The organism is Amycolatopsis stemonae, assembly GCF_054781455.1.
On sequence record NZ_BAAGUJ010000027.1, the window covers coordinates 1 to 19,277 of the forward strand.

19 protein-coding genes are annotated in these 19,277 nt (G+C 71.0%); 12 read left to right on the forward strand and 7 right to left on the reverse strand.

What is annotated here, in order from left to right; all coding sequences use genetic code 11:
- Positions 1-96 precede the first annotated feature (96 nt).
- Positions 97-735, reverse strand: coding sequence for a hypothetical protein (locus ACYVLJ_RS46275; RefSeq protein WP_460443495.1), 639 nt, complete (start codon positions 733-735; stop codon positions 97-99).
- Positions 736-1,006: 271 nt separating this feature from the next.
- On the opposite strand from ACYVLJ_RS46275, the gene ACYVLJ_RS46280 reads away from it, so the two are divergent.
- From ACYVLJ_RS46280 to ACYVLJ_RS46325, 10 genes are read left to right on the forward strand one after another with little or no spacing between them, the layout of a single operon-like run.
- Positions 1,007-1,414, forward strand: coding sequence for a hypothetical protein (locus tag ACYVLJ_RS46280; protein ID WP_460443496.1), 408 nt, complete (start codon positions 1,007-1,009; stop codon positions 1,412-1,414).
- 3 nt (positions 1,415-1,417) lie between these two features.
- Complete coding sequence (locus tag ACYVLJ_RS46285) at positions 1,418-2,410, forward strand: C40 family peptidase (RefSeq protein ID WP_460443497.1); 993 nt, start codon at positions 1,418-1,420, stop codon at positions 2,408-2,410.
- A complete protein-coding gene (locus tag ACYVLJ_RS46290; protein WP_460443498.1) occupies positions 2,407-2,925 on the forward strand; it encodes a hypothetical protein in 519 nt (172 codons plus the stop codon). Before ACYVLJ_RS46285 ends, ACYVLJ_RS46290 begins: the two co-directional genes overlap by 4 nt.
- Positions 2,925-3,242 carry a hypothetical protein gene (locus tag ACYVLJ_RS46295; protein ID WP_460443499.1) on the forward strand — a complete coding sequence of 106 codons (318 nt, stop codon included), beginning with the start codon at positions 2,925-2,927 and terminating at the stop codon, positions 3,240-3,242. Before ACYVLJ_RS46290 ends, ACYVLJ_RS46295 begins: the two co-directional genes overlap by 1 nt.
- A gap of 5 nt (positions 3,243-3,247) precedes the next feature.
- Positions 3,248-3,949, forward strand: a complete 702-nt coding sequence (locus tag ACYVLJ_RS46300; protein ID WP_460443500.1) for a hypothetical protein — start codon at positions 3,248-3,250, stop codon at positions 3,947-3,949.
- Between the two features lie 19 nt (positions 3,950-3,968).
- The gene (locus tag ACYVLJ_RS46305; RefSeq protein WP_460443501.1) at positions 3,969-5,324 is read left to right on the forward strand and encodes a hypothetical protein; all 1,356 of its coding nucleotides are present in this window, start codon (positions 3,969-3,971) and stop codon (positions 5,322-5,324) included.
- Between the two features lie 49 nt (positions 5,325-5,373).
- Positions 5,374-6,840 carry an SCO6880 family protein gene (locus ACYVLJ_RS46310; protein WP_460443502.1) on the forward strand — a complete coding sequence of 489 codons (1,467 nt, stop codon included), beginning with the start codon at positions 5,374-5,376 and terminating at the stop codon, positions 6,838-6,840.
- A 35-nt stretch (positions 6,841-6,875) separates the two neighbouring features.
- Positions 6,876-8,429 (forward strand): hypothetical protein, encoded by a 1,554-nt coding sequence (locus tag ACYVLJ_RS46315; protein ID WP_460443503.1) that lies wholly within the window; start codon positions 6,876-6,878, stop codon positions 8,427-8,429.
- A complete protein-coding gene (locus ACYVLJ_RS46320; protein ID WP_460443504.1) occupies positions 8,426-10,174 on the forward strand; it encodes a type IV secretory system conjugative DNA transfer family protein in 1,749 nt (582 codons plus the stop codon). Before ACYVLJ_RS46315 ends, ACYVLJ_RS46320 begins: the two co-directional genes overlap by 4 nt.
- Positions 10,174-10,569, forward strand: a complete 396-nt coding sequence (locus ACYVLJ_RS46325) for a DUF4913 domain-containing protein (RefSeq protein WP_460443505.1) — start codon at positions 10,174-10,176, stop codon at positions 10,567-10,569. The genes ACYVLJ_RS46320 and ACYVLJ_RS46325 overlap by 1 nt, the downstream gene beginning before the upstream one ends.
- A 280-nt stretch (positions 10,570-10,849) precedes the next feature.
- Here the strand turns inward: ACYVLJ_RS46325 and ACYVLJ_RS46330 are convergent, their stop codons facing one another.
- Positions 10,850-11,797, reverse strand: coding sequence for a S1 family peptidase (locus ACYVLJ_RS46330; protein ID WP_460443506.1), 948 nt, complete (start codon positions 11,795-11,797; stop codon positions 10,850-10,852).
- 423 nt (positions 11,798-12,220) lie between these two features.
- Here ACYVLJ_RS46330 and ACYVLJ_RS46335 point away from each other — a divergent pair, with 423 nt between their 5' ends.
- Positions 12,221-13,021 (forward strand): hypothetical protein, encoded by an 801-nt coding sequence (locus ACYVLJ_RS46335; RefSeq protein WP_460443507.1) that lies wholly within the window; start codon positions 12,221-12,223, stop codon positions 13,019-13,021.
- A 148-nt stretch (positions 13,022-13,169) separates the two neighbouring features.
- Here ACYVLJ_RS46335 and ACYVLJ_RS46340 read toward each other — a convergent pair whose 3' ends face one another.
- Genes ACYVLJ_RS46340 through ACYVLJ_RS46350 form a run of 3 tightly spaced genes read right to left on the reverse strand, consistent with a single transcriptional unit; the run spans position 13,170 to position 16,003 of the window.
- Positions 13,170-13,688 carry an NUDIX hydrolase gene (locus ACYVLJ_RS46340; protein ID WP_460443508.1) on the reverse strand — a complete coding sequence of 173 codons (519 nt, stop codon included), beginning with the start codon at positions 13,686-13,688 and terminating at the stop codon, positions 13,170-13,172.
- 54 nt (positions 13,689-13,742) lie between these two features.
- A complete protein-coding gene (locus ACYVLJ_RS46345) occupies positions 13,743-14,612 on the reverse strand; it encodes a phosphopantetheine-binding protein (protein WP_460443509.1) in 870 nt (289 codons plus the stop codon).
- Entirely contained in the window at positions 14,609-16,003 is a 1,395-nt protein-coding gene (locus ACYVLJ_RS46350) for an NAD(P)/FAD-dependent oxidoreductase (RefSeq protein WP_460443510.1), read from the reverse strand. The genes ACYVLJ_RS46345 and ACYVLJ_RS46350 overlap by 4 nt, the downstream gene beginning before the upstream one ends.
- A 193-nt stretch (positions 16,004-16,196) precedes the next feature.
- Between ACYVLJ_RS46350 and ACYVLJ_RS46355 the strand changes: the two genes are divergently transcribed.
- Positions 16,197-17,537, forward strand: a complete 1,341-nt coding sequence (locus ACYVLJ_RS46355; protein WP_460443511.1) for a helix-turn-helix domain-containing protein — start codon at positions 16,197-16,199, stop codon at positions 17,535-17,537.
- Positions 17,538-17,716: 179 nt separating this feature from the next.
- Here ACYVLJ_RS46355 and ACYVLJ_RS46360 read toward each other — a convergent pair whose 3' ends face one another.
- Together ACYVLJ_RS46360 and ACYVLJ_RS46365 are read right to left on the reverse strand one after the other, a co-directional pair.
- The gene (locus tag ACYVLJ_RS46360; protein ID WP_460443512.1) at positions 17,717-17,878 is read right to left on the reverse strand and encodes a hypothetical protein; all 162 of its coding nucleotides are present in this window, start codon (positions 17,876-17,878) and stop codon (positions 17,717-17,719) included.
- Between the two features lie 978 nt (positions 17,879-18,856).
- Complete coding sequence (locus ACYVLJ_RS46365; RefSeq protein ID WP_460443513.1) at positions 18,857-19,024, reverse strand: hypothetical protein; 168 nt, start codon at positions 19,022-19,024, stop codon at positions 18,857-18,859.
- Between the last annotated feature and the right edge of the window lie 253 nt (positions 19,025-19,277).

The following is a 19,277-nucleotide window of genomic DNA, read 5'->3' on the forward strand; positions in this document are numbered from 1 at the left end:
CCGGTCAGCAGCGCGTGCCGCTGACCGGGAAGACGCGGCGGCCGCCAGGCCTGTTACGGGTCGGGTCCCGGGTGGTGATGCAGGCTGGATCAGCCGTTACCACTTGAGGTCGAGCCGTCGCACGCACAGCTCGGGCCGGGTGAGCGGCTGCCACGCGAGGATCTCGCCAGCGACTTGCCGTTGGTTGGTTGTGCCGCTCACCTTGACGCCGATGTAGCCCGCGCCTTCCCACTCCGGCTCGGCGTCGGCGACGCTGAGGTCGGTGGGCGCCTCGACGGCAACGATCAGCTGGCCCCCGAGGATGCTCGATGATTCTGGGCAGGCGAGCTGGCCGGCGGCCTTGGCGTCGTCGTGGTTGAGCGCGTCGACGAACTTCGCGATGAGCTTCTTCGCCGCGTCCAGCTGTTCGGGGCTGCCCATGTGGATGGTGGTCTTGGCCGCGGCGCTGGTCGTCGGTGCCGTGGGCCTGGCGCTCGTGCTGTCCGGTGCCGTGGCGGCCGCCGGCCGGGGATCGTCGTGGTGGAGGAGGAAGCCGGGCGCTGCGAAGCCGGTGACGGCGAAGGTCGCGACAGCGAGGCCGGTGACGGCGATGGCGATGCGCCGGCCGACCGGTTTCGGCGGGGGCGGTGGCGGGACGGCGCCGGGGTAGTTCAGCGGCCGGTACGGCTGGTTGTCGGGCCACGCGGGCGGGCCGGGCGGCTGGTGCTGCGGGTGGGTCATCGGAGGGTCCCCCATCAGGCAGATGATGCCTTCAGTTGACAAACGACGGATGTAGCTTACGCTCAAGATAGCGAATGACACTACAGCAAACATTCGCGCACCCGCGTGGGCGTGACCTGGGGGAAGGCCGCTCAGCGGTCGACACTTGGGGGAGTCCGCCGTGCGTTTCGTGCTGCCGTTTTTCTGCATTTTCGGCGCCCTGACATTGGCTGGCTGCGCCGCCATGACGGCCGCGTCGCCGGCCTCGACGACCGCGCCGATGCCGCCTGCATCACCTATTCCGACCGTGGGGACCACCTCGCCGCCGAGCAGCGCGACCGAGCACCCGGCCGTGGCGGTGGCGCGCGACTGGGCGGCTCGCTGGTGCGGCTGGTCCTGGACGGACCCGTTCGGCGCCCGCGAGGCGCGGGCCCGGGAGCTGATGACCCCGGAGGCCGGCCGGGCGCTGGTGCCGACGCCGGCCGACGCGTGGCAACGCGACGTCGTCGGTGCCCACGAGTCCGCGACGTGCTCGACGTTCTCGGTCTGGCTGACCGACGGCCCGCGTGGCGATGGCCGCGTGTACGTCGCGATCACCGCGAAGCGGGTCGTGATCAGCGACGACGGGTTGGTGTCGAGCCCGTTCCGGGACGACCGGCGGATGAGCCTGGTCGATGGCCGGTGGCTGGTCGACGTCGCCGTGGCGGGCGGGTGAGCGATGGGACGCGTCCTCACCGCCGTCGCCGCCGTCCTGGCGCTGATCGCCGTGGCGGCCGCGCTGGTCACCGTCGTGTTCACCAGCAGCGCCACCGGCTCAAGCTGCGACGGCGCCCGGGCGGTCAAGCACCTGCCCGACTCCGTGCTGACCGAAGACCAGCTGGGGATCGTGCAGGTGATCTTGGCGGTGGTCGGGCAGCGGCAGCTGCCGCAGCGAGCCGCGGTCATCGCCGTGGAGACCGCGCTGGTGGAGTCCGAGCTGCGGAACCTCGATCACGGCGACCGGGATTCGCTCGGGGTGTTCCAGCAACGCCCGAGCCAGGGGTGGGGCACGCCCGAGCAGGTGATGGATCCGGTCTACGCGACCGGCAAGTTCCTCGACGCGCTCGTCGCGCTTCCTGGCTGGGAATCGATGCCGCCGGGTGCGGCCGCGCAGGCGGTGCAGCGCTCAGGCTTCCCGGACCGCTACGCCCTGCGTGAGCAGGAGGCCGCGCAGATCGTCGCGGGCGTGCACGGTCAGGTCGGCGACGTGCTGGATCCGTGCGTCCCGCCGCACGACGTCGACGCGCCGGCCGCAGTGCAGCGCGCGCTCTCGCAGCTGGGGATGCCCTACTGCTGGGGCGGCGGCACCACCGACGGCCCGACCCGCGGGGACGGATCTTCGCCGCCGCCGTGCGGGCCGAGCTCGCCGGGCTTCGACTGCTCCGGGCTGATGCTCTTCGCGTTCGCGCCGAGCATCACGCTGCCGCGAACCAGCCGGGCCCAGTACGAAGCGCCGGGCGGCACCCACGTGCCGATCGCCGACGTCATCGCCGGCGACATGTTGTTCTGGGCCAACGACACCCGCGACCCGGGATCAATCCACCACGTCGCGCTGGTCGTGACCCCGGGGCAGCTGGTCGAGGCCCCCGAGGACGGCAAAACGGTCCAGCAGCGGGCCTACCGGCCCGACAGCCCCGGGCTCATGCCCTCGGCCGTGCGGATGAGCCGATGACCGCGGTGCAGGCCCGCGCGGTGATGCCGCCTGCATCACCCGCGCCGATGCAGGCGGCATCACCCCGCCCGCAGCCGCTGGTCGTGGTAGGCGCCTCGGGCAACGTCGGCACCAGCGCGGTCGCGTGGATGCTCGACGCCCACGATGCCGGCACCTGGCGCACCGACGTGCTCAGCCCGCTGCCGACGCCGGACGTTCTGGTGACCGGCGTGCCGCTGCAGGCGATGACCCGGGCCAGCAACGCGCTGCTGCTGCTGTCGCGGCTCGGCATCCGCCCGGCCCTGGTGGTCGTCGACGACGGCCACGGACGCCCCCCGCCGGACTCTCGGGCCCTGCTGATCCTGATGCGCCCGGTGACCCGCGCGGTCTTGCGGATGCCCTACGTGCCCGCGTGGCGGGCCTGCACCAGCCCCGGGGGTCTGACCCCGCCGACCGGCCCGGCCCTCAAGGCGGCGAACCGGCTCCGCGCCGCGTTCGGCCTCGCGCCGATGCCTTCACCGAAGAGGACACGCTAATGCGGCTTACGCAGTTCAACGACCCTTTGAGCCCGGATCCCGCACCCTCGTTCTCGGTCCCGAATCCGCCACCGGCGGCGCCGCGGGGCATGGAGTGGTTCGGGGACTTCGTGATCTCCGCGATGAAGTATGCCGGGATCGTGTCGGTGTTCGTCGGCTTTCTGATCTGCGCGATCATGATGGCGCTCGGCCGCCGCAACCGCTCCGAGATGGCCGCACAAGGCATGCTCGGCGTGCCCTACGTCATCGGCGCCATCCTGATGATCGTCGGCGCTGCGGGCATCATCGGCGGCCTGCTCGCGGCCGCGGGGCGGTGACCGCGATGCCCTGGAACGACAAGGCTCCGCGCCGCCGCTGGCCTCTCGTGCTCGGCGGCCTGGCCGTGCTGCTGGTCGGCCTGCTCGTCGCCGCCCTGGTCTACGTCGGCCAGCACGACGCCCCCGCCCCGGCCGCGACGCCCCAGGACGCCCCGGCTGTGCCGGACCAGCTGGAGTGGGGCCCGCTCACCTGGTCTCAGCTTGAGGGCACCCAGGTGCCGCTCTCGGCCGAGCACGGCCCGCGCGAGCACGCCGGGCCGCTGGCGGAGGGCTTCACCCACGACCTGCCGGGCGCGGTCCTGGCCGCGGTGAACATCGCCGCCCGCAGCAGCGGGCTGGCGGGCGGTGAGGAGATGTTCCGCCCGACCATCGCGCGCCAGACCACCGGCGAGGTCATGCAGTACCTGGCGGCCACCCAGGACACCTACCGCGAAGCACTGGGGCGGGGCGGCGCTCCGGTGCCGCTGGTGATCGGTTACCGGCTCGCCGGAACCAACACCGCCGACGACGTCCGGATCGACATCGTGGGGCGGCTGACCAACCGGACCGATCCGCGCCTGAAGGCCTTGATCACCGGGACGTTGCACGTCCGCTGGATCGGCGGGGACTGGAAGCTGGTCGTCCCCACCGGCGCCGGGCAGCAGGTCAAGGCAGTTCCTCCCGGGTTCACCGCGATGCCGGGTCAGCGATTGACGCTGGCCGGCTGACGAAGAGGGGAGGACTCGGATGTGCGCGATCTGGGCCAATCTGCTCAGCCACGGCGCCTGTCAGGTGGTCGAGTGGACCGGCGACCTGGTCGCCGACGGCGCGAAGAACGTCGCGGGCTCGGCGCTGCAGAGCGCGGCGGAGTCGGCGGGCCAGTCGGCGGGGCAGCTGATCACCGTCTCCCTTGGATGGTGGACCTTTCAGTCCAGTGTGGACTTCGGTTCTCCGGCGATCGCGCGGATCCAGCAGTACACGATGCCGTTGTCGGTGATCATGCTGATGTCGGGCGTGATCCTGGCGGCGGCGAAAACCGCGATCGCCCGCCGGGGCGAGCCGCTGGTGAACCTCGCGATCAACATCGTGACCTTCCTGGTGGTGGCCACAGCCGGCGTGGGCCTGCTCGCTGCTCTGCAGGCCGGTGGTGACGCCTTCTCGGCGTGGATCATCACCGATGCCGGCGCCGACTTCGGCCAGCGCTTCGCCCAGGCCGCGACTGCCAGCTACACCGGCGCCTTCGGCATCATCTTGATCAGCCTATTTTGCATCCTGATCTCGTTCGTGCAGTGGCTTTTGATGCTGTTCCGTTCGGCGGCGCTGGTGCTGCTGGCGGGGGCGCTGCCGTTCGCGGCCGCGGCCTCGACGGTCCAGGGCCGTACCGACTCCACCAAGCGGGTCTTCACCTGGTCGATCGCGATCTTGATCTATAAACCCACGGGCGCGCTCATCTACGTCGCCGGATTCGTCACGATCTCTGAAGGCGGCTCGCTGCTGGTGATGCTGGAAGGCGTGGTGATCATCTTCATGGCGATCATCGCGTTGCCCGCTCTTGTCCGGCTGTTCTCGTGGATTTCCGCACCGATGCCCGGCGGTGGTGGCGGAGCCCTCGCGGCCGCCACCGGCATCGCCGGGCTCTTTTTGGCTCGTCGTCCCGGCGGTGGGGGGCAACCGGGTGGTCAGGCTGAGGGCTGGGGCGACAACCAGGGGCCGGGCACACAGGGCCCGCCCGACGGCGGTCCCGGCGATCAGGGTCCCGGGGAGGTCGGTTCGCAGGCCGGGCAGGAAGTCCTCGCCCACACGCAGTCGATGGGAGGCGGCCCGCCGGGCATCGGCGCCGGGCGTGACACCCCGATGGGGACCGCTGGTTCCGAAAGCGCCGGCGGTGAGGCTGGCCCGAACTCGGGGTCTGACGACGTGCCGACCGCGCCGTTTCCGGCGCCCGGCACCGGCGGCACTGCCGGGGCCGAGGCCGAAACCGCCGCGGCGACGGCTGCCACCGGCGGCGCGGCGGCGGCCGCGGACGCGCCGAGTTCCGGCGGGCAGGCGCCGACCGAGACGTTGGCGGCCGAGGCAGACCACACGGATGAGCCGTCGTCATGACGGCCAGGGCAGCTGGTGATGCCGCCTGCATCACCAGCGGAGGCTTGCGATGGTGAGAACGTACGGAGCTTGGCGCCGACGGCGCGGGTTCGAGGTGATGGGCTTGCCGGCCGGGCAACTGGCGTGGGTGCTGAGTGCGTTGTGCGTGCCGATGGTGGTCGGGTTGTTCGACACCATGGCCGGGCTATGGACCGCCGTTCCCGGGATGCTGGTCGTTCTCGCGGTCGTGATTCGCTCCGATGGGACCCCGTGGGTGGTGCTGTTGGGCCGCCGCTGGGTCTGGCACCGCGCCTACCGCCGAGGCATGACCTCCTACCGCTCCGAGCTGGTCACGAAGGTCGCCGGGGCGCCGTATCTGCCCGGCCCGCTGGCGCCGCTGGAACTGCTGGCCGTCCGCCAGGCCACCGGCGCCCCGGCCGGGTGGGTATGGGATCGCCGCGGCGGCTTCCTGACCACACAGGTCCGGCTGGGGTCGACCGGCACGCTGCTGGCCGACGAGTCCGCGGCGAACGGCTGGGTCGCGGCGTTCGGTGCGTGGCAGGCGGCGCTCGGCCACGTGCCGGGCGTGCGATCGGTGGCGATCGTGGTGGACACCGCCCCCTCATCGGTGTCGCGCGTGCGCGACTACGTCGCCGAGCACACCGCCGACAACGCCCCGGCGCTGGCACGCCGGCTGATGGACGACGTGCTCGCCGAGCTGCCCGCGCAGACGGCCGAGATGCACGTGTGGGCGGCGGTGACGCTCGATCCGCGCAAGCTGCCGTCCCGGCCGACCACGATGGCCGAGGCGACCGCCGAGGCCTCGGTGGCGCTCACCGGCATCGTCGACAGCCTCAGCTCCGGCGGGGTGAGCGTGCTCGGCCGCGCCACGCCCGGCTGGACAGCCGCCCGGATGCGCGCCGCGTTCGACCCCGATGCGCGCGGCCAGGTCGACCGCGACCAGACCGGCGAAGCGGAGGTGAGTTGGCAGCAAGCCGGACCGCAGGCCGCAACCGAGGAATGGGATCACCTGCAACACGATTCGGGCTGGTCGGTGACGTACGCGCTGCGCGAACTGCCGGCCGCCCGAGTCCGTCACGACGTCCTGCGGCGGCTGATGGCCCCCGGCGCGTGGCCGCGGCGCGTCATGCTCCTATACCGCCCGTATCCCGCGCCGCTGGCCGCGTCGGTCGTCGACGCCGAGCTGCAGGCCGCGGCGGTCCGCCGGACCGCCGCCCGCAAGGCACGCAGAGACTTTTCGGTACGGGAACAGGTCGATGCCGCCCTGGCCTCCGCGACGGCGGTGGAACAGGCACGCGGGGCAGGGCTGGGGGAGCCGAGCATCCTGGTGACGGTCACGACCCTGGCCGAATCCGACTTGCCAGCAGCGTGCGCCGACCTCGAGAACCGCGCGCGGGGCGCCCGGTTACGGCTGCAACGGATGTACGGGGCGCAGTTGCTCGGGTTCGCCGCGACCCTCGGGGTCGGAGTCGACCCCTACGAACTCGCCGCTCGCACACCGGGACGGTCGAAGTGATTCGCCGGCCCGTGGCGAACGCTGCATCGGATCCGATGCAGCCTGCATCACCGACTGACGACCTTGCCCAGTCGGCGATCACCGCCGTCCCATCCACAGAGGACGCCGCCGCCCGCCTGGCCGCCGAGCAGAACCGCGGCATCCGCGCCCCGGAACCGGCGCTGCCCGCCGAATGGATCGCCGCGCGGGACAAGCCGATCCCGCCCGCGCTCGGCTGGCGGCTACCGGGCGCGGGCCGGGCACCGATCGCGCCGAAGCTGCCCCGATGGGTCGGCTCCACCGAGCAGGTCTGCGGCCTGTTCCCGTTCGTACTCTCGGCAGGCGTCCCCGACTTCGGCGTCCCGATGGGCGTGCACCAGATCACCCTCGAGCCCGTGAGTTTCGACGCGGGGGAGTACCTGCGGCGCGGCCTGGTCACCAACACGGGCATCTACGTCACCGGCGAGCCGGGCACCGGCAAGTCCACCATCGGGCGCCGACTGCTGTGGGGCCTGGCGGCCTTCGGCGTCGGTGTAATGGTCCCGGCCGACCTCAAGGGCGAGCACCGCGCGCTGGTCGAAGCCCTCGGCGGCACGTGCGTGACCCTCGGCCGCGGGCTGCACCGGATCAACCTGCTCGACGGCGGCCCGCTCGCTGGCGTCCTGCACCAAGTTCCGGTCGCCGACCGGGCCCGGCTCAAGCAGGAGATCCAGGCCCGCGCCCTGGCGCTGACCGAAGGCGGGCTCACGATCAGCTCGGGCCAGCCGCTGGACGACTCCGAGCGGCTCGGCCTGGCGCTGGCCTACGAGCTGTTCGACCGCCGGCGTCCCCTGGACACCCCGACGCTGTCGGACCTGCTCACGATCCTCCAGGAAGCGCCCGATGAAGTGCAGGCGCCCCTGCACGCGGCCGACGCCGCCGAGGTCCGGCGGCTGCTGCGGCCGCTGCTGGTCCGGCTGCAGCTGATGCTGCGGGGGCCACTGGCCGGGCTGTTCGAGGGCCAGAGCACGTTCACCATCGATCCACGCAGCCCGGGAGCATGCCTGGACCTGTCCCGGCTCGCCGACGGGGCGGAAGAAGCCGCCGTGGCGATCGCGATGCTGGCCGCGTGGGGCTGGTCGGCGGCGCTGATCGACGCCGGGCAGGTCACCGGCGCCCGCCGCACCTGGGTCCAGTTCTTCGACGAGATCTGGCGGGTCTTGAGGGGCGGCCCCGGGATGGTCGAGCTCGCCGACCAGGTAACCCGCCTCGGCCGTCACCGCGGCGTCCAGTCGATCATGGCCACCCACAGCCTCGACGACTTCCGGGCCCTGCCCACCGAAGAGGACCGGGCGAAGGCCCGGGGCATGGTCGCCCGCTGCTCCACCGCGATCGTCGCGGCTCTGCCGCGTTCGGAACTCGACGACCTCGCGTCGATCATGCATTTCAGCGCGAGCGAGAGCGCGCTGATCCGGTCGTGGGCAGCCCCGCCGACGTGGAACGGCGAAACCCAGCACCCGGGCAGGGGAAAGTTCATGATCAAACCCCGCGAGCGGCTCGGACTCCCCGTCCGGATGCGGCTGCCGAAGCGGGAGCAGCCGTTCCACGAGACCGATCAGGCGTGGCGATGAGCACGACGTCGCCAGGGCAGCGCGGCGACCTGCTGACCGGATGGCTGTGCATCGGCGCGGTCGTCGCGCTCGAGCTCGTGGCCGGGCTGCTGTGGGTGGCGCAAGGCGTTGTCGCGGTGATCATCGGGCACGGCTGGTCACCACCGGCGTTCGAGTTGGGTGTGGGCCCGGTCCGCGACGTCGTCGCGGCGAACCCGGCCTCGCCGCGGATTCCGGCGCTGATCGTGTTCGGGGTGCTGTTGCTTGGCGCGGTCGCTGTGGCGATGCAGGCTGTATCGCTCCTGCGGCGTCAGCTCGGCGCGCGCCGGCGGATGGCCGAGGCCGCCGCGGTGAACCGGCGGGCGGAGATCGAGGGCATGACCGCGGGCGCCCGCGCCGCGGAAACTGCGCGGTTGCACCCGACGCTGACCGCGTTGCCGGGCAGCCGGCCGGACGTCCGCGATGTGCTCGGCGTGGTGCTGCCGTCCGGGCCCGAGATCGGCTCCGGCTGGGAAGACGTCGAGATCGCGTGGATGGCGCCGCGGTCGGGGAAGACCACGGCGCGGGCGGTGCCGCGGGTGCTGTCCGCCCCCGGCGCGGTCGTCGCGACGGCGAACCGGCCGGACCTCTACAACTGCACGAGCCGCTACCGCGCCCGGCTGGGCCGGGTGTGGCGGTTCGACCCGCAGCAGGTCACCCTGGCCCCGCAGGAGTTCTGGTGGAACCCCTTGCGCCTGGTCCGCGACGACGAAACCGCGCGGCAGCTGGCGGCGCAGTTCGTCCAAGCGATCGTCCCGAACGGGGGAGACCGGTTCTGGGCCGACTCCGCTGCTGACCTGCTCTCGGCGTTGTTCCTCGCGGCGTCGATCAGCGGCTCCTCGCTGCGGGAGGTGTGGCGCTGGCTCAATGCCTCCACCGACGACCGTCCGGTCCAGCTGCTCGACGATCACGGCTTCGGCTCGGTCGCCGAGAGCCTGAAAAATATGATCTTCCTGCATCCGGAGACGCGGGACTCGGTCTACCAGACCGCCCGGACCGGGGCGAGCTGCCTGCGCAACCCGGCCGTCCTGCAGTGGGTCACCCCGCAGCCGGGCCGGCCGGAGTTCTCCATGCGCGACTTCGTCCGCTCAAGCGACACGATGTACCTGATGTCCAAGGACACCGCTGGCGCGGCCGCGCCGCTGCTGGCCGGATTCCTGGACCAGTGGTTCGACACCTGCCAGATCGAGTCCGAACGGCATGGCGGCCGGTTGCCCGTCCCCGTCTCCGCGGTGCTGGACGAGGTCGGGAACATCTGCCCGTGGGACCGCCTCGCGAAGGTCGTGTCCTACTCGGGCGGGCTCGGGGTCTCGATCAGCGCCATCCTGCAGTCGTGGGCCCAGGGCGTGAAGGTGTGGGGAGAGGTCGGCATGGAGATGCTGTTCGGCGCCACCACGGTGACCGTGTTCGGCGCGGGCCTCAACGACGAACGGCTGCTCCGCCGGATCTCCCAGGCCGTCGGCCGGGCCGACGTCGTCCAGCACTCGACCACTCACAGCTCCGGCGGCCGCTCGGACACCACCAGCACCGACCACCGGGAGATCCTGCCGCCGGACTCCGTCCGTGCGCTGCCGAAGGGCACCGCGCTGATTCTGGCCACCGGCCGCCGGCCGGTGCTGGTCAGGCTGGTTCCCTGGTACGAGACGTCCTACCGCGACGTGGTCCAGCAGTCGCTCGACGAGACCCGCCTCGAGCTTGCCGAGCGGATTCGCCAAGCGGGGCCGTGATGCAGGCTGGATCAGGCAAGAAGCCGCCACCGCCGAAGTGGGACCCGGCCGAACTGCTGACGTGGCTGGAAACCACGCTGTTCCCGGTGTACCTGCGGCCGCTCGGACGCCCCGGGATGCGCTGGTGCAGCCGCTGGTGGGCCCACGCCGAAGCCTGGGCCCGCTTCGCCGGCTGCCACCGAGCGTGGCAGGAGCTGGCCGCCGAGCCCGGCATCGGGCTGTCGGTCTGGCACCGCGACCACCTCGACCCGATGCTCAAGGAGCTGCTGGGAGACAACGGCCCGTTTGCCGCGTGCACGCCACGGTCGCACAACGACCCGTCCCGCGCCCGGCACGTCCAGCTGACGCAGTACGACGTCGAAGAGATTCCACGGGCGAATCGTGAATCGACCTGATGCAGGCTGCATCAAGCAACGAGCGAAGCATAATCGCGCGACCGATGATCGGCACGACGTTGCAAAGGGGCCGCCTGGTGCTCGCGTAACAGGCGGCCCCTTCATATTCTCATGCGGTCGCAGGTGGCATCCTCGGGATTGTGACGAATCGAGGAACTGCCGCGCACCTTGGATTCCGCATCGGGTGTGTGAAGTCCGATGCAGTGACTTTAACGACTCACATAAGGAAGTGGTACTACTTGGTCATGGAACGTGTGCCGGTGACCTGTTGTGGTTCGAGCTACCGAACCGGTACGCCGTGGGCCAGGACCGGCGGGTTGCCGCGCATGGCCTCGTTCAGTTCCATCGCGAACTCCGCCGCCGAGGTGCTGACGTCGGGCGTGTCGCCGCAGATCGCGGATCCGCCGCGGCTGGTCGGCCCGGCGTTGTAGAGAACCCCGTCCTGCTCGACGACCGACGGCCCGCCGGAGTCGCCGTTGCAGTCGCCGCTGTAGCCGCCGGGGTTGTCGAGGCAGAGGTCCCGGGTGGTGATGCCCGCGTCGACGCAGTTCTTGGCGGGGATGACCTTGCGCGTGAGCTCCTGGATCTGGGTCGGCAACTCGCCATTGAAGACGGGCTCGGTGCCGCCCCACCCGATGGTGCGGACGGTATCGCCGGGCCGGGGCTTCCGCGGCGCGATCGGCAGCGCGTAGGTGTTGAGGTACTCGTCGGACTTCAGGAGCGCGATGTCGTCGCTCTCCGGGCCCTGACCCCAGCTCCAGCCGGGGTGCACGTAGAAGACCGACACTCCGACGACGGTCCCGCCGGCGGTCCGATCGGGCGAACCGACCCGAACCCTGAACTTCTTGTCCGCGGTCGGGACCGCCGCGGACGTGGCGTCCAGCCCGTAGTACCGCATCAGCGCGGCCTTGGCTTCGACGCTGAGGCTGGGCGGCGGGTCGGTCACGCAGTGCGCGGCGATCGTGAAGAAGCGACCGTTCAGCTGCGCGGTGGTGCAGGTGAAATGGTCCTTGATCTCGTGCGCGGGGGCGTCGTAGATGAGCGCGGCGAACGCACCGGCCGGGTACTGCAGGGAGGGCGCGTGTCCTCCGACGATGTTCGGCTGGACCGGGCCCCCGGTCGGGGGCGGCGGCGCCGCCGCGGCCGAGGCGGCGACTCCGCCGATGGTGACTGCGGCGGCGGCGCCTATTGCCGCGACGATACCGGCCAATCTGGTTAAACGGCGCACGAAACTTGTTCCTTCTGTTAGTTCTGTCGATATCCGCTGCTCGCAATACCCACGAGCAACGCTCTGTTCCGGCCCGGCAACGGAATGAATCGCCTGAGAGAGCGCAGGCTGGCATAGGCAAGCCGCGCACCGACAGCCTTCCGTCAACCAACATCGGCGCGTTATCCGTATCCGGATAACGCGCCGCCTGAGTCGGACCCGCAGCACTCTCGCACATGATCGACTAGTTCCACGTCAGAACGGAGCTTTTTCACACATTTGACTTTTTTCACCCATGAACCGCCCGTTAGTAGTTACTCGCCGGGGCTGCTGCGATACAGGCTGCATCATTCACCAACGGCACCTGTCAAAAAGTGGACAATTCCATCTCAGGTGCGCCTTGCGCCTGGGGAACCGGGATCCAGCTGAGTGAAGATCCAGTCCATGACCACCAAGGCCACCCGTCGTCGCCGCTCGCCAGAGCAGGAGGCTTCCCGGATCGCGGCGGCGTTCGAGAGCTACCCCAGACGCGGCGCGCGCTGGCAGATCGCCGGAGGCAGCGAATCGACCTTCGGTATGGCTCGGGTGTGCCGTGCTTGGCCGACGCGCGCCCTGCACGTCATCGGCACGTCCGAGATGGCCGAGCGGTTGCGCGCGATCTACGGCGCCGACAAGGTCACGGGCTGGACGCTGCACCCGATGCCCGACACCCGCACCCAGCTGGACACCGTCCGGCAGAAGCTCATCGACCTCGGCGGCGGCAGCGGGCGCGTGTACACCGCCCTCGATCGGGCCGGATTCGCCCTCGTGGAGGAAGTCAGCGCTTGTCCCGACGCGGAACTACGCGACATCCGCACGATCGGCACCACCACGTTGGCGATCGTCCGGGCGGTCATGCCGTACGTCGGCCCCGATATCAACAACAAACTCGCGCCGGCCGGACGCCACCAGCTGCGCTCGCCTACAGGGAAAGCCGAGCTCACCGCGGCGTTCTCCCCAATCACCCAGGCCCGCTACCGCCGCCTGGTCGACGGGCTGCTGGCCTCTACCATCCCAGCCGACACGGTCGGCAAGATCGCCACGTCCCTCAACGCCGAGCACACCCCGCCCGCAGACCCGCTCGTCGAGGCGCTGTTGGAAACGGCCGGCAGCGCCGGGCTGCTGCAGCTCTACCGCGAGACTCATCCTCCGAGCTCCGAGCCGCCGCCGGACTCCCGCCAGCCTCATCAGGCGTCAGGCCGGTGATGCGGCCTGGATAGCGGCATCATGCTGCGTCGCCGACGACACCGAGACCGCCACGTACACGACGTTATACAGTTCGGCGTTCTCGTGGCGCTTCGACGGAGAGCGGCCCGCGGCCCGCTGCGCGATCGCCCAGGTGATGCAGCCTGGATCAGGCCGCCGGGACGTAGCCGTGTTCGAGGCAGAGCGGTTCGGGGTTCCCGGTGCGCGCGTGGAGGGCGCAGGCGACGACGCGGCGGGCGAGCCGGGGCACCATCATCTTGGTGAGCTGGTCGAGGTCGGGTGCGACGTACCTCCGCTCGCCGATCTCGTGGTCGACGTAGCGGATGGCTGCGTTCTGCTCGGGGGTGAGGATGCCGCCTTCGTAGACGAAGGCGAGCATGGGTGCGTGGTCGTCGCCTTCGGGGACCGAGTCCGTTCCGAGCAGTCGTCCGATGACGACGTCGAGGCCGAGTTCTTCGGCGATCTCGCGGCGTGCAGTGCCGCGGGGGGATTCGCCGCGTCGTGCTTCGTTGACACCGCCGGGAATCTCCCACCGCTGGCGGCCACGCGGCTTCACCAGGAGGAGACGTTCGTAGCTGGGTCCATCGAAGAAGAGCACGCCGGCTGACGGGATGGCCATCGGGTAGTTCTCGAAGAAGCGCTGCTGCGTCGCGGTGGGCGTCGTCACGGACGGCAGGCTATCCCGCCCTTCGTATCACTCTCCGCGTAGGGCCTGGTGACGTCAGGTATCCGCGGAGCTGTGGCGGTGCTCGTAGCGGGCGCCGCAGGAGCCGCATGCGGTGCGGGCCAGCCGGGCGCCGCATCGGCAGACCCAGCCGATCTGTCGGTGCGGGTTTCCGGCGACGTGGGCGTAAGGCGGGACGTCGCGGTCGACGACGGTCCCGGCGGCGACCATGGCGTGTTCGCCCACCTGAATACCGGGGAGCAGGATCGCTCCGGCGCCGATGGTGGCGCCCCGGCAGACGGCCACCGGGTGCGGCGTCCAGTCGCCGGCAGTCTGGGGGAGCCCCGTGGGGGTGACGGCCCGGGGTGTGCTGTCCTCGATGATCAGCACACCGGGGCACAGCAGGACCTCGTCGTGGATGGTGGCGCCGAACACCTGCACGGCGTTCTGGATCTTGACGCGGTCACCGACGCGGGTGCCGGGCCCGAGGTGCACGTCGGTGCCGAGCGTGCACTGCTCGCCGACCTCGACGCCGTCGGCGAGCAGGACGCGGCGCCACAGGTGGCTGCCGAGGCCGACGCGGGCGCCGGTGCCGAGCTCGGCGGTTGGGTGGATGACCGGGGCGGGCAACTGTTCGAGTGCGGGCCGGGGGACGGGAATCTGGTGGAGGGCGACGAGCATGGTCGGCTCGGCGGCCGCGGGGTGTTCGACCAGGCCGGCCAGGTCGCTGAGCCGGTGGACGTCGGCGAGTGCGGTGTCGGGGATCCGGACGCCGTAGGCGGCTTCGAGCGCGGCTGCGATCCGGATGCGGTCCAGCGAGTCGAACCCGAGCGCGTCGAGGTCGGTGTCCGGGGCCAACGCGACGGCCAGCCGCGCACGCGGGCGCAGGGCCGTGATCATGTCGATCAGCTGGGCGGGCAGCGTCATGGTGTGCTCCGCCCGGCGACGTCGAGCAGTAGGGGTAGGACTTCTTCGACGGGTGCGCTGCTGAGTAGCCGGCGCGCGGCCGGACCGGCGTGCTCGTGGATGAGCGCGGCGCGCAGCATGGCACTGAGCTGGTCGGCAGCGCCTCCAGGCAGATGCCCGCCGGGTTGGCAGATCAGTTCGACCAGAGCGTCCCCGCGGCCGTCGACGAGCTGGGCAAGGTCCGGGACGGGCATGGTCCGGCGCGGTGAGTACGGGTGGTTGTCGAGGGCCCCGGGGTGCTCGAGTTCGGTGCGGATCAGCGTGGCTACCCGGGGGGCGAGCAGGATTCCGCATCGGTACGTCGCGGTGGCCACCAGCACCTTCGGGTTCGCGGTTCGGCCGACGAGCGGCAGGTGGTCGATGGTGTAGGGCCGGTATCCGACTCGGATGTCGGTCACCTGGGCGTCGCGGAGTCCGGTGTTGAGCTCGCGGACGCCGTCGTGCAGCAGGGTGGCGATCTCGTCGACGCTGGCCGCCCGGCCCGGCTCGGGCCGGGTGCTCAGCCGGTTCGTCGCGCCGAGGTAGGTTCGGCCGTCGGCGCGGGCGACCAGGTGGGCGCCGCACGCGAAGCCGCGGTTCGGGGTCCGGATCGGGGACGCGACCGGATCCGGCACGGCTTGCAGCACCATGCTGACCCCGCGCCCGGCCAGGACGGGCGGGAGGTCGGAGGTGAGGCCGGGGGAGCGGCGCGCGATCGCCGAGGTCTGCACGCCGGCGGCCAGGACCAGGCGCTCGGCGGTGACCGGCTCGCCGTCGACGAGTTCGATCCGCAGCCCGGTTCCGTTGTCGCTGATGCGGGCTGCATCAGCGTCGAACCAGGTGATCCGGGGGTGCGCCATGGCCGCGGCCGCCGCGATGGCGACCAGGCCGGCGGCGTCGACTCCGGATTCCCCGGGCAGCCACAAGGCCTCGAACACCGTCTTCGACCGCAGACCGGGGACCTCGGCGGGGGAATGCAGCTGGCCGGGCTGTCCGGCGTCTGCGGCGGCCGCAGCGATGGCGGCGAGTTCGGCGCGGTCGGCCGGGACGCTGGCGGTCACCCAGACGCCGGGCATGAGCGCCGGGGCCGGTCGGCCGGCGATGTTGGCGAGTTGCTCCAGCCAGGCGTCGTAGCCGGCGCGGGCGGCGACCCGCTCAGCCACTTCGACCGCGACCCGCGGCTGCGGGTGCGCGGCTTCGACCTCGGAGAAGACGGTGAGCATCGCTCCGGCCGCGCGGCTGGCCTGCCCGGCGTGCTCGCCGGTTCGCGGCGCCACCAGGGCGACTGAGGTTCGGGCCTGCGCGAGTTCCAGCGCGCACGCCAGGCCCACGATGCCCGCGCCGATTACCGCCACGTCTGCTGATCGCGTCATGTTCACTCGCTCGCTCCCGTCCGTCGCACGGGGGACCTGCGCCCCGAGTCGCGAGTTCGAGGGAAGCCGTTACGCCGGTGTGGCGGCAGCGGTTTGTGCCAAGCGGGCACGTCTGTGCCAATCCGGCACAGCGGCGCCCGGCGCGTCACCGAATGGCTACGCTGGGTGCGTTGTCCCGGAATTGAGGCGCCCGATGCCAACCCGATGGACCCGTGCCGACGATGCAGCTCTTGCCGCCGCGATCGCGGCGGAGGACCACGCAGCCGTGATCCGCCTCGCTCGACGTCGCGCTGGGCTCAACCAGACCGAGCTGGCCCACCGATTCGGGTGTCATCCGAGCATGATCAGCCGCTTCGAGAAAGCGCGACGACGGCCCCGCGATCCGGCGATGCTGCGGCGTCTCGCCGAGCTGCTCGACCTGCCCGCCACAGCGTTCGGCCTGCACGTCCGCGTTGCCTCCCAGCAGCTTCCGGTCCGCTCTCCTAGGGTGAGCACCAGCCCAACCGAGGAGGACTACATGCGGCGCCGCACCTTCCTGGTGGCCACCACCGGCGGCTTGCTCGGATCCGGCCTGACCACGAACACCGCGGCCGCCGAGCCGGACCCCGCCGCCCTGCTCGCCCACCACCTCGAGCCCATCCTCCTCGGACCGGGCGCACCTGCCGCCCCCGCGACCGCCGCCTCACTGCGGCGGAGACTGACGGCCGCCCGCGCGGCGTTCGACCGCGCCGACTACCTCACGCTGGCCCGCGACCTGCCTCCGCTCGCACGAGCCGCCGAAGCCACGCGGTCGGCGACCGGTGGCGGACATGACATCGCGGCCGAGGTCTACACGCTGATCACCCGCGCCTTGATCAAGCTGCCCGCCAGCGGGCTCGAATGGATCAGCGCCGATCGCGCTTCCCGGGCCGCGACCCGTACCAGCGACCCGCTGTTGCTCGCAGAAGCCGAACGCGTCAAGGCGTCGGTGTGCCGCCGCGGCAAGCAGCACGAGCGCGCCCAGGATCTGGTACTCGCCGCCGTCGAGCACCTCGACACCGGCAACCGCGCCGCCCCGCAGCACCTTGCGCTCTACAGCGTGCTCATGTGCACCGCCGGCTACGGCGCTGCTCGCGCGGGCAACCGGGACCTGGCCCTCGACCTCCTCGCCGACGCCAGCCGGACCGCGGCCCGGCTCACCGACCACCGGGCGCTGCACGGCCCGCTCACCGCCAACATCACCAGCCACCAGGTCTCCGCGCTGCACGTTCTCGGCGACCCCGCCGCCGCGCTGTACTACGCACGCACCGCCGGAACCTTCACCGGCACCAGCACCGAACGCCAAGGCCGCTACCTCGTCGACCTGGCCCTCGTCCACCACGCCCTCGACCGGCCAGGCCCGGCGTACAACGCACTGCGCGAAGCCGAACTCCGCGCCCCCGGCGAAGTCCACACCCGCGCGACCGCCCGAAACCTCATCCGGGACCTGCGCGACCACCGCGGCGCCAGCTTGCCCGGCATTCGCGAACTCGCCGCCAGGGCTCACGTCGCCTAGCAGGTTTCGCCTGGTCCGCAGCTTGCCGGATCGCCAGGGCGCCGTCGTTCCCCCGGGTGATTTGGGACGTACCCTGTTCGACACTGGTGTACAGTCGTGACGCGTTGACGTCATCCGCTGGGTAACGTCGACGCTGGAACGGGCCGTCCCTCCGCTCCAACGAAGGAACGGCCCGCGCGTCAGCTCAGGAAGTGATCGGTCAGGCCAGCAAGCTTCTCGATCACCGTGAGCACCAGCAGGAATAGCTCGATCCCGCCGGCCAGCTGGCCGCCCAGGATCGGGCTCTTCCTCTTTTCGGGCTTGTCGCCGTCGTCCGGAACTCCGGGTTCGTCGTCGTCCAACGCCCTCACCTCCTTCCGATGAAGATCGGCCAAGCCGGTCTCCGCTCGAAGTCCGCCAGAGGGTGGCGGGACCCCGTCCCCACGCCCGATGTGTCGTAGGGCGTCTGGTGGAAGGTGGTGCGGCGTCATCGTAGCCGTGGGGGTGGGTGTAATCGCGGGACCTGAAGGGCGGCGGGGGTCGCCCAATAGGTAAAGCTCATATCTTCACCCCCACGGTGGGGGTAGAGATCATGTAGATCAACTACGTTTGCACAGCTAGAAGCCCCGCGATCCACCGTCGTAACGGTTTGATAACCAAGGCCCGCGATTCGGGTTCACGCTGAAGGTGCCGCGGGATGTCGGGATGGGCCACCCGCCGCCAGGCAGCGGCGCAACTCGCGAATCGCTGGTACCACTCCGCGTGTCTACGTGTGTCGTGCCACGGGGACAGGTCTACTTAGGGGGCCGACCTGCTGGTGCCCTCGTGCTGCAGCCGAGGGAACACTCCGGGCCCTGGCTTCATCGAGCCTCCGCTCGATGGTGTTCCGGAGAGAAGGGAAGGCGGTTGATCTTGACTTCGCGTCGGGATCGACGACGTGACAGCAGGAAGTTTCGGATCACCGTCACGATCACGGGTTCCGTGACCGTGACGGCGGCCCGGCTGGTGACCATCGTGGTGCTGGTACTTACAGGCTTCGCGGACCTGTACCCGCACTAGCCGGTCACCCGGCTGTCCAAGTTCGGCGGGGCTCGCTCATCGAGCGAGCTTCGTCGAGCTCTTTTGCCCTTGTTGACGCGTACGCGTCAACAACCACTGTAGACGTCTTCATGATCAACGCCGGTAACTCGATCGGCTCGGCGGGGCGTGTGATGCAGTCTGGATCACGACCCGCTCGCAGTGCACGACGTTATACATCAGCGTCGTTGCGGCTGCCTGCGCCGTCGTAGCGGCAAACCTCGCTAGCGCTGGAAGACCGGAGCCCGTCGACGTCCTCGCGATCATCTGCCGCGGCTGACCTCCGCGGTCACCCGAGCAGCAGCGTCCTCCGCTTCAAACTTCGACACCAGCCAGTGCATAGCCCGGCGGAGGCGTGTCGTGTCGAGCTGGACCAGCGCCACGTACGCCGTGCGCATCGCGGCGATCTCCGGGTTCTCGGGTGTGTCCATGCCGTCGAGCCTGGCACAGAGCTGGTCGGCCTCTGGCGCGCTTATGTCGCACGGCGACGCCGGCGGCCCCGCGGCGGGTGGTGTGCTCGGCGGCAGTCCGCGCAGTGCCCGCCGTGCCGCCTCACGCCTGCCGGACGGCCGCGCAGGTCGCCGGCGGGGCACGTCTCCGCGAGTACCGTCTCCAGCGCGGTCTCGAAGGCGGCGTCCCACCGGGCTCGGCCGTAGATCGCGTGGGTCGTCATGCCCAGCGCGG

What these genes read in the sequence shown, in the direction of transcription:
- ACYVLJ_RS46315 (WP_460443503.1), top strand. Translation starts at nt 6,876, where the DNA reads ATGCAGCCTGCATCACCGACTGACGACCTTGCCCAGTCGGCGATCACC.
- ACYVLJ_RS46320 (WP_460443504.1), top strand. Translation starts at nt 8,426, where the DNA reads ATGAGCACGACGTCGCCAGGGCAGCGCGGCGACCTGCTGACCGGATGG.
- ACYVLJ_RS46275 (WP_460443495.1), bottom strand. Translation starts at nt 735, where the DNA reads ATGGGGGACCCTCCGATGACCCACCCGCAGCACCAGCCGCCCGGCCCG.
- ACYVLJ_RS46355 (WP_460443511.1), top strand. Translation starts at nt 16,197, where the DNA reads ATGCCAACCCGATGGACCCGTGCCGACGATGCAGCTCTTGCCGCCGCG.
- ACYVLJ_RS46295 (WP_460443499.1), top strand. Translation starts at nt 2,925, where the DNA reads ATGCGGCTTACGCAGTTCAACGACCCTTTGAGCCCGGATCCCGCACCC.
- ACYVLJ_RS46325 (WP_460443505.1), top strand. Translation starts at nt 10,174, where the DNA reads ATGCAGGCTGGATCAGGCAAGAAGCCGCCACCGCCGAAGTGGGACCCG.
- ACYVLJ_RS46290 (WP_460443498.1), top strand. Translation starts at nt 2,407, where the DNA reads ATGACCGCGGTGCAGGCCCGCGCGGTGATGCCGCCTGCATCACCCGCG.
- ACYVLJ_RS46300 (WP_460443500.1), top strand. Translation starts at nt 3,248, where the DNA reads ATGCCCTGGAACGACAAGGCTCCGCGCCGCCGCTGGCCTCTCGTGCTC.
- ACYVLJ_RS46285 (WP_460443497.1), top strand. Translation starts at nt 1,418, where the DNA reads ATGGGACGCGTCCTCACCGCCGTCGCCGCCGTCCTGGCGCTGATCGCC.
- ACYVLJ_RS46365 (WP_460443513.1), bottom strand. Translation starts at nt 19,024, where the DNA reads ATGGACACACCCGAGAACCCGGAGATCGCCGCGATGCGCACGGCGTAC.
- ACYVLJ_RS46305 (WP_460443501.1), top strand. Translation starts at nt 3,969, where the DNA reads ATGTGCGCGATCTGGGCCAATCTGCTCAGCCACGGCGCCTGTCAGGTG.
- ACYVLJ_RS46310 (WP_460443502.1), top strand. Translation starts at nt 5,374, where the DNA reads ATGGTGAGAACGTACGGAGCTTGGCGCCGACGGCGCGGGTTCGAGGTG.
- ACYVLJ_RS46335 (WP_460443507.1), top strand. Translation starts at nt 12,221, where the DNA reads ATGACCACCAAGGCCACCCGTCGTCGCCGCTCGCCAGAGCAGGAGGCT.
- ACYVLJ_RS46345 (WP_460443509.1), bottom strand. Translation starts at nt 14,612, where the DNA reads ATGACGCTGCCCGCCCAGCTGATCGACATGATCACGGCCCTGCGCCCG.
- ACYVLJ_RS46350 (WP_460443510.1), bottom strand. Translation starts at nt 16,003, where the DNA reads ATGACGCGATCAGCAGACGTGGCGGTAATCGGCGCGGGCATCGTGGGC.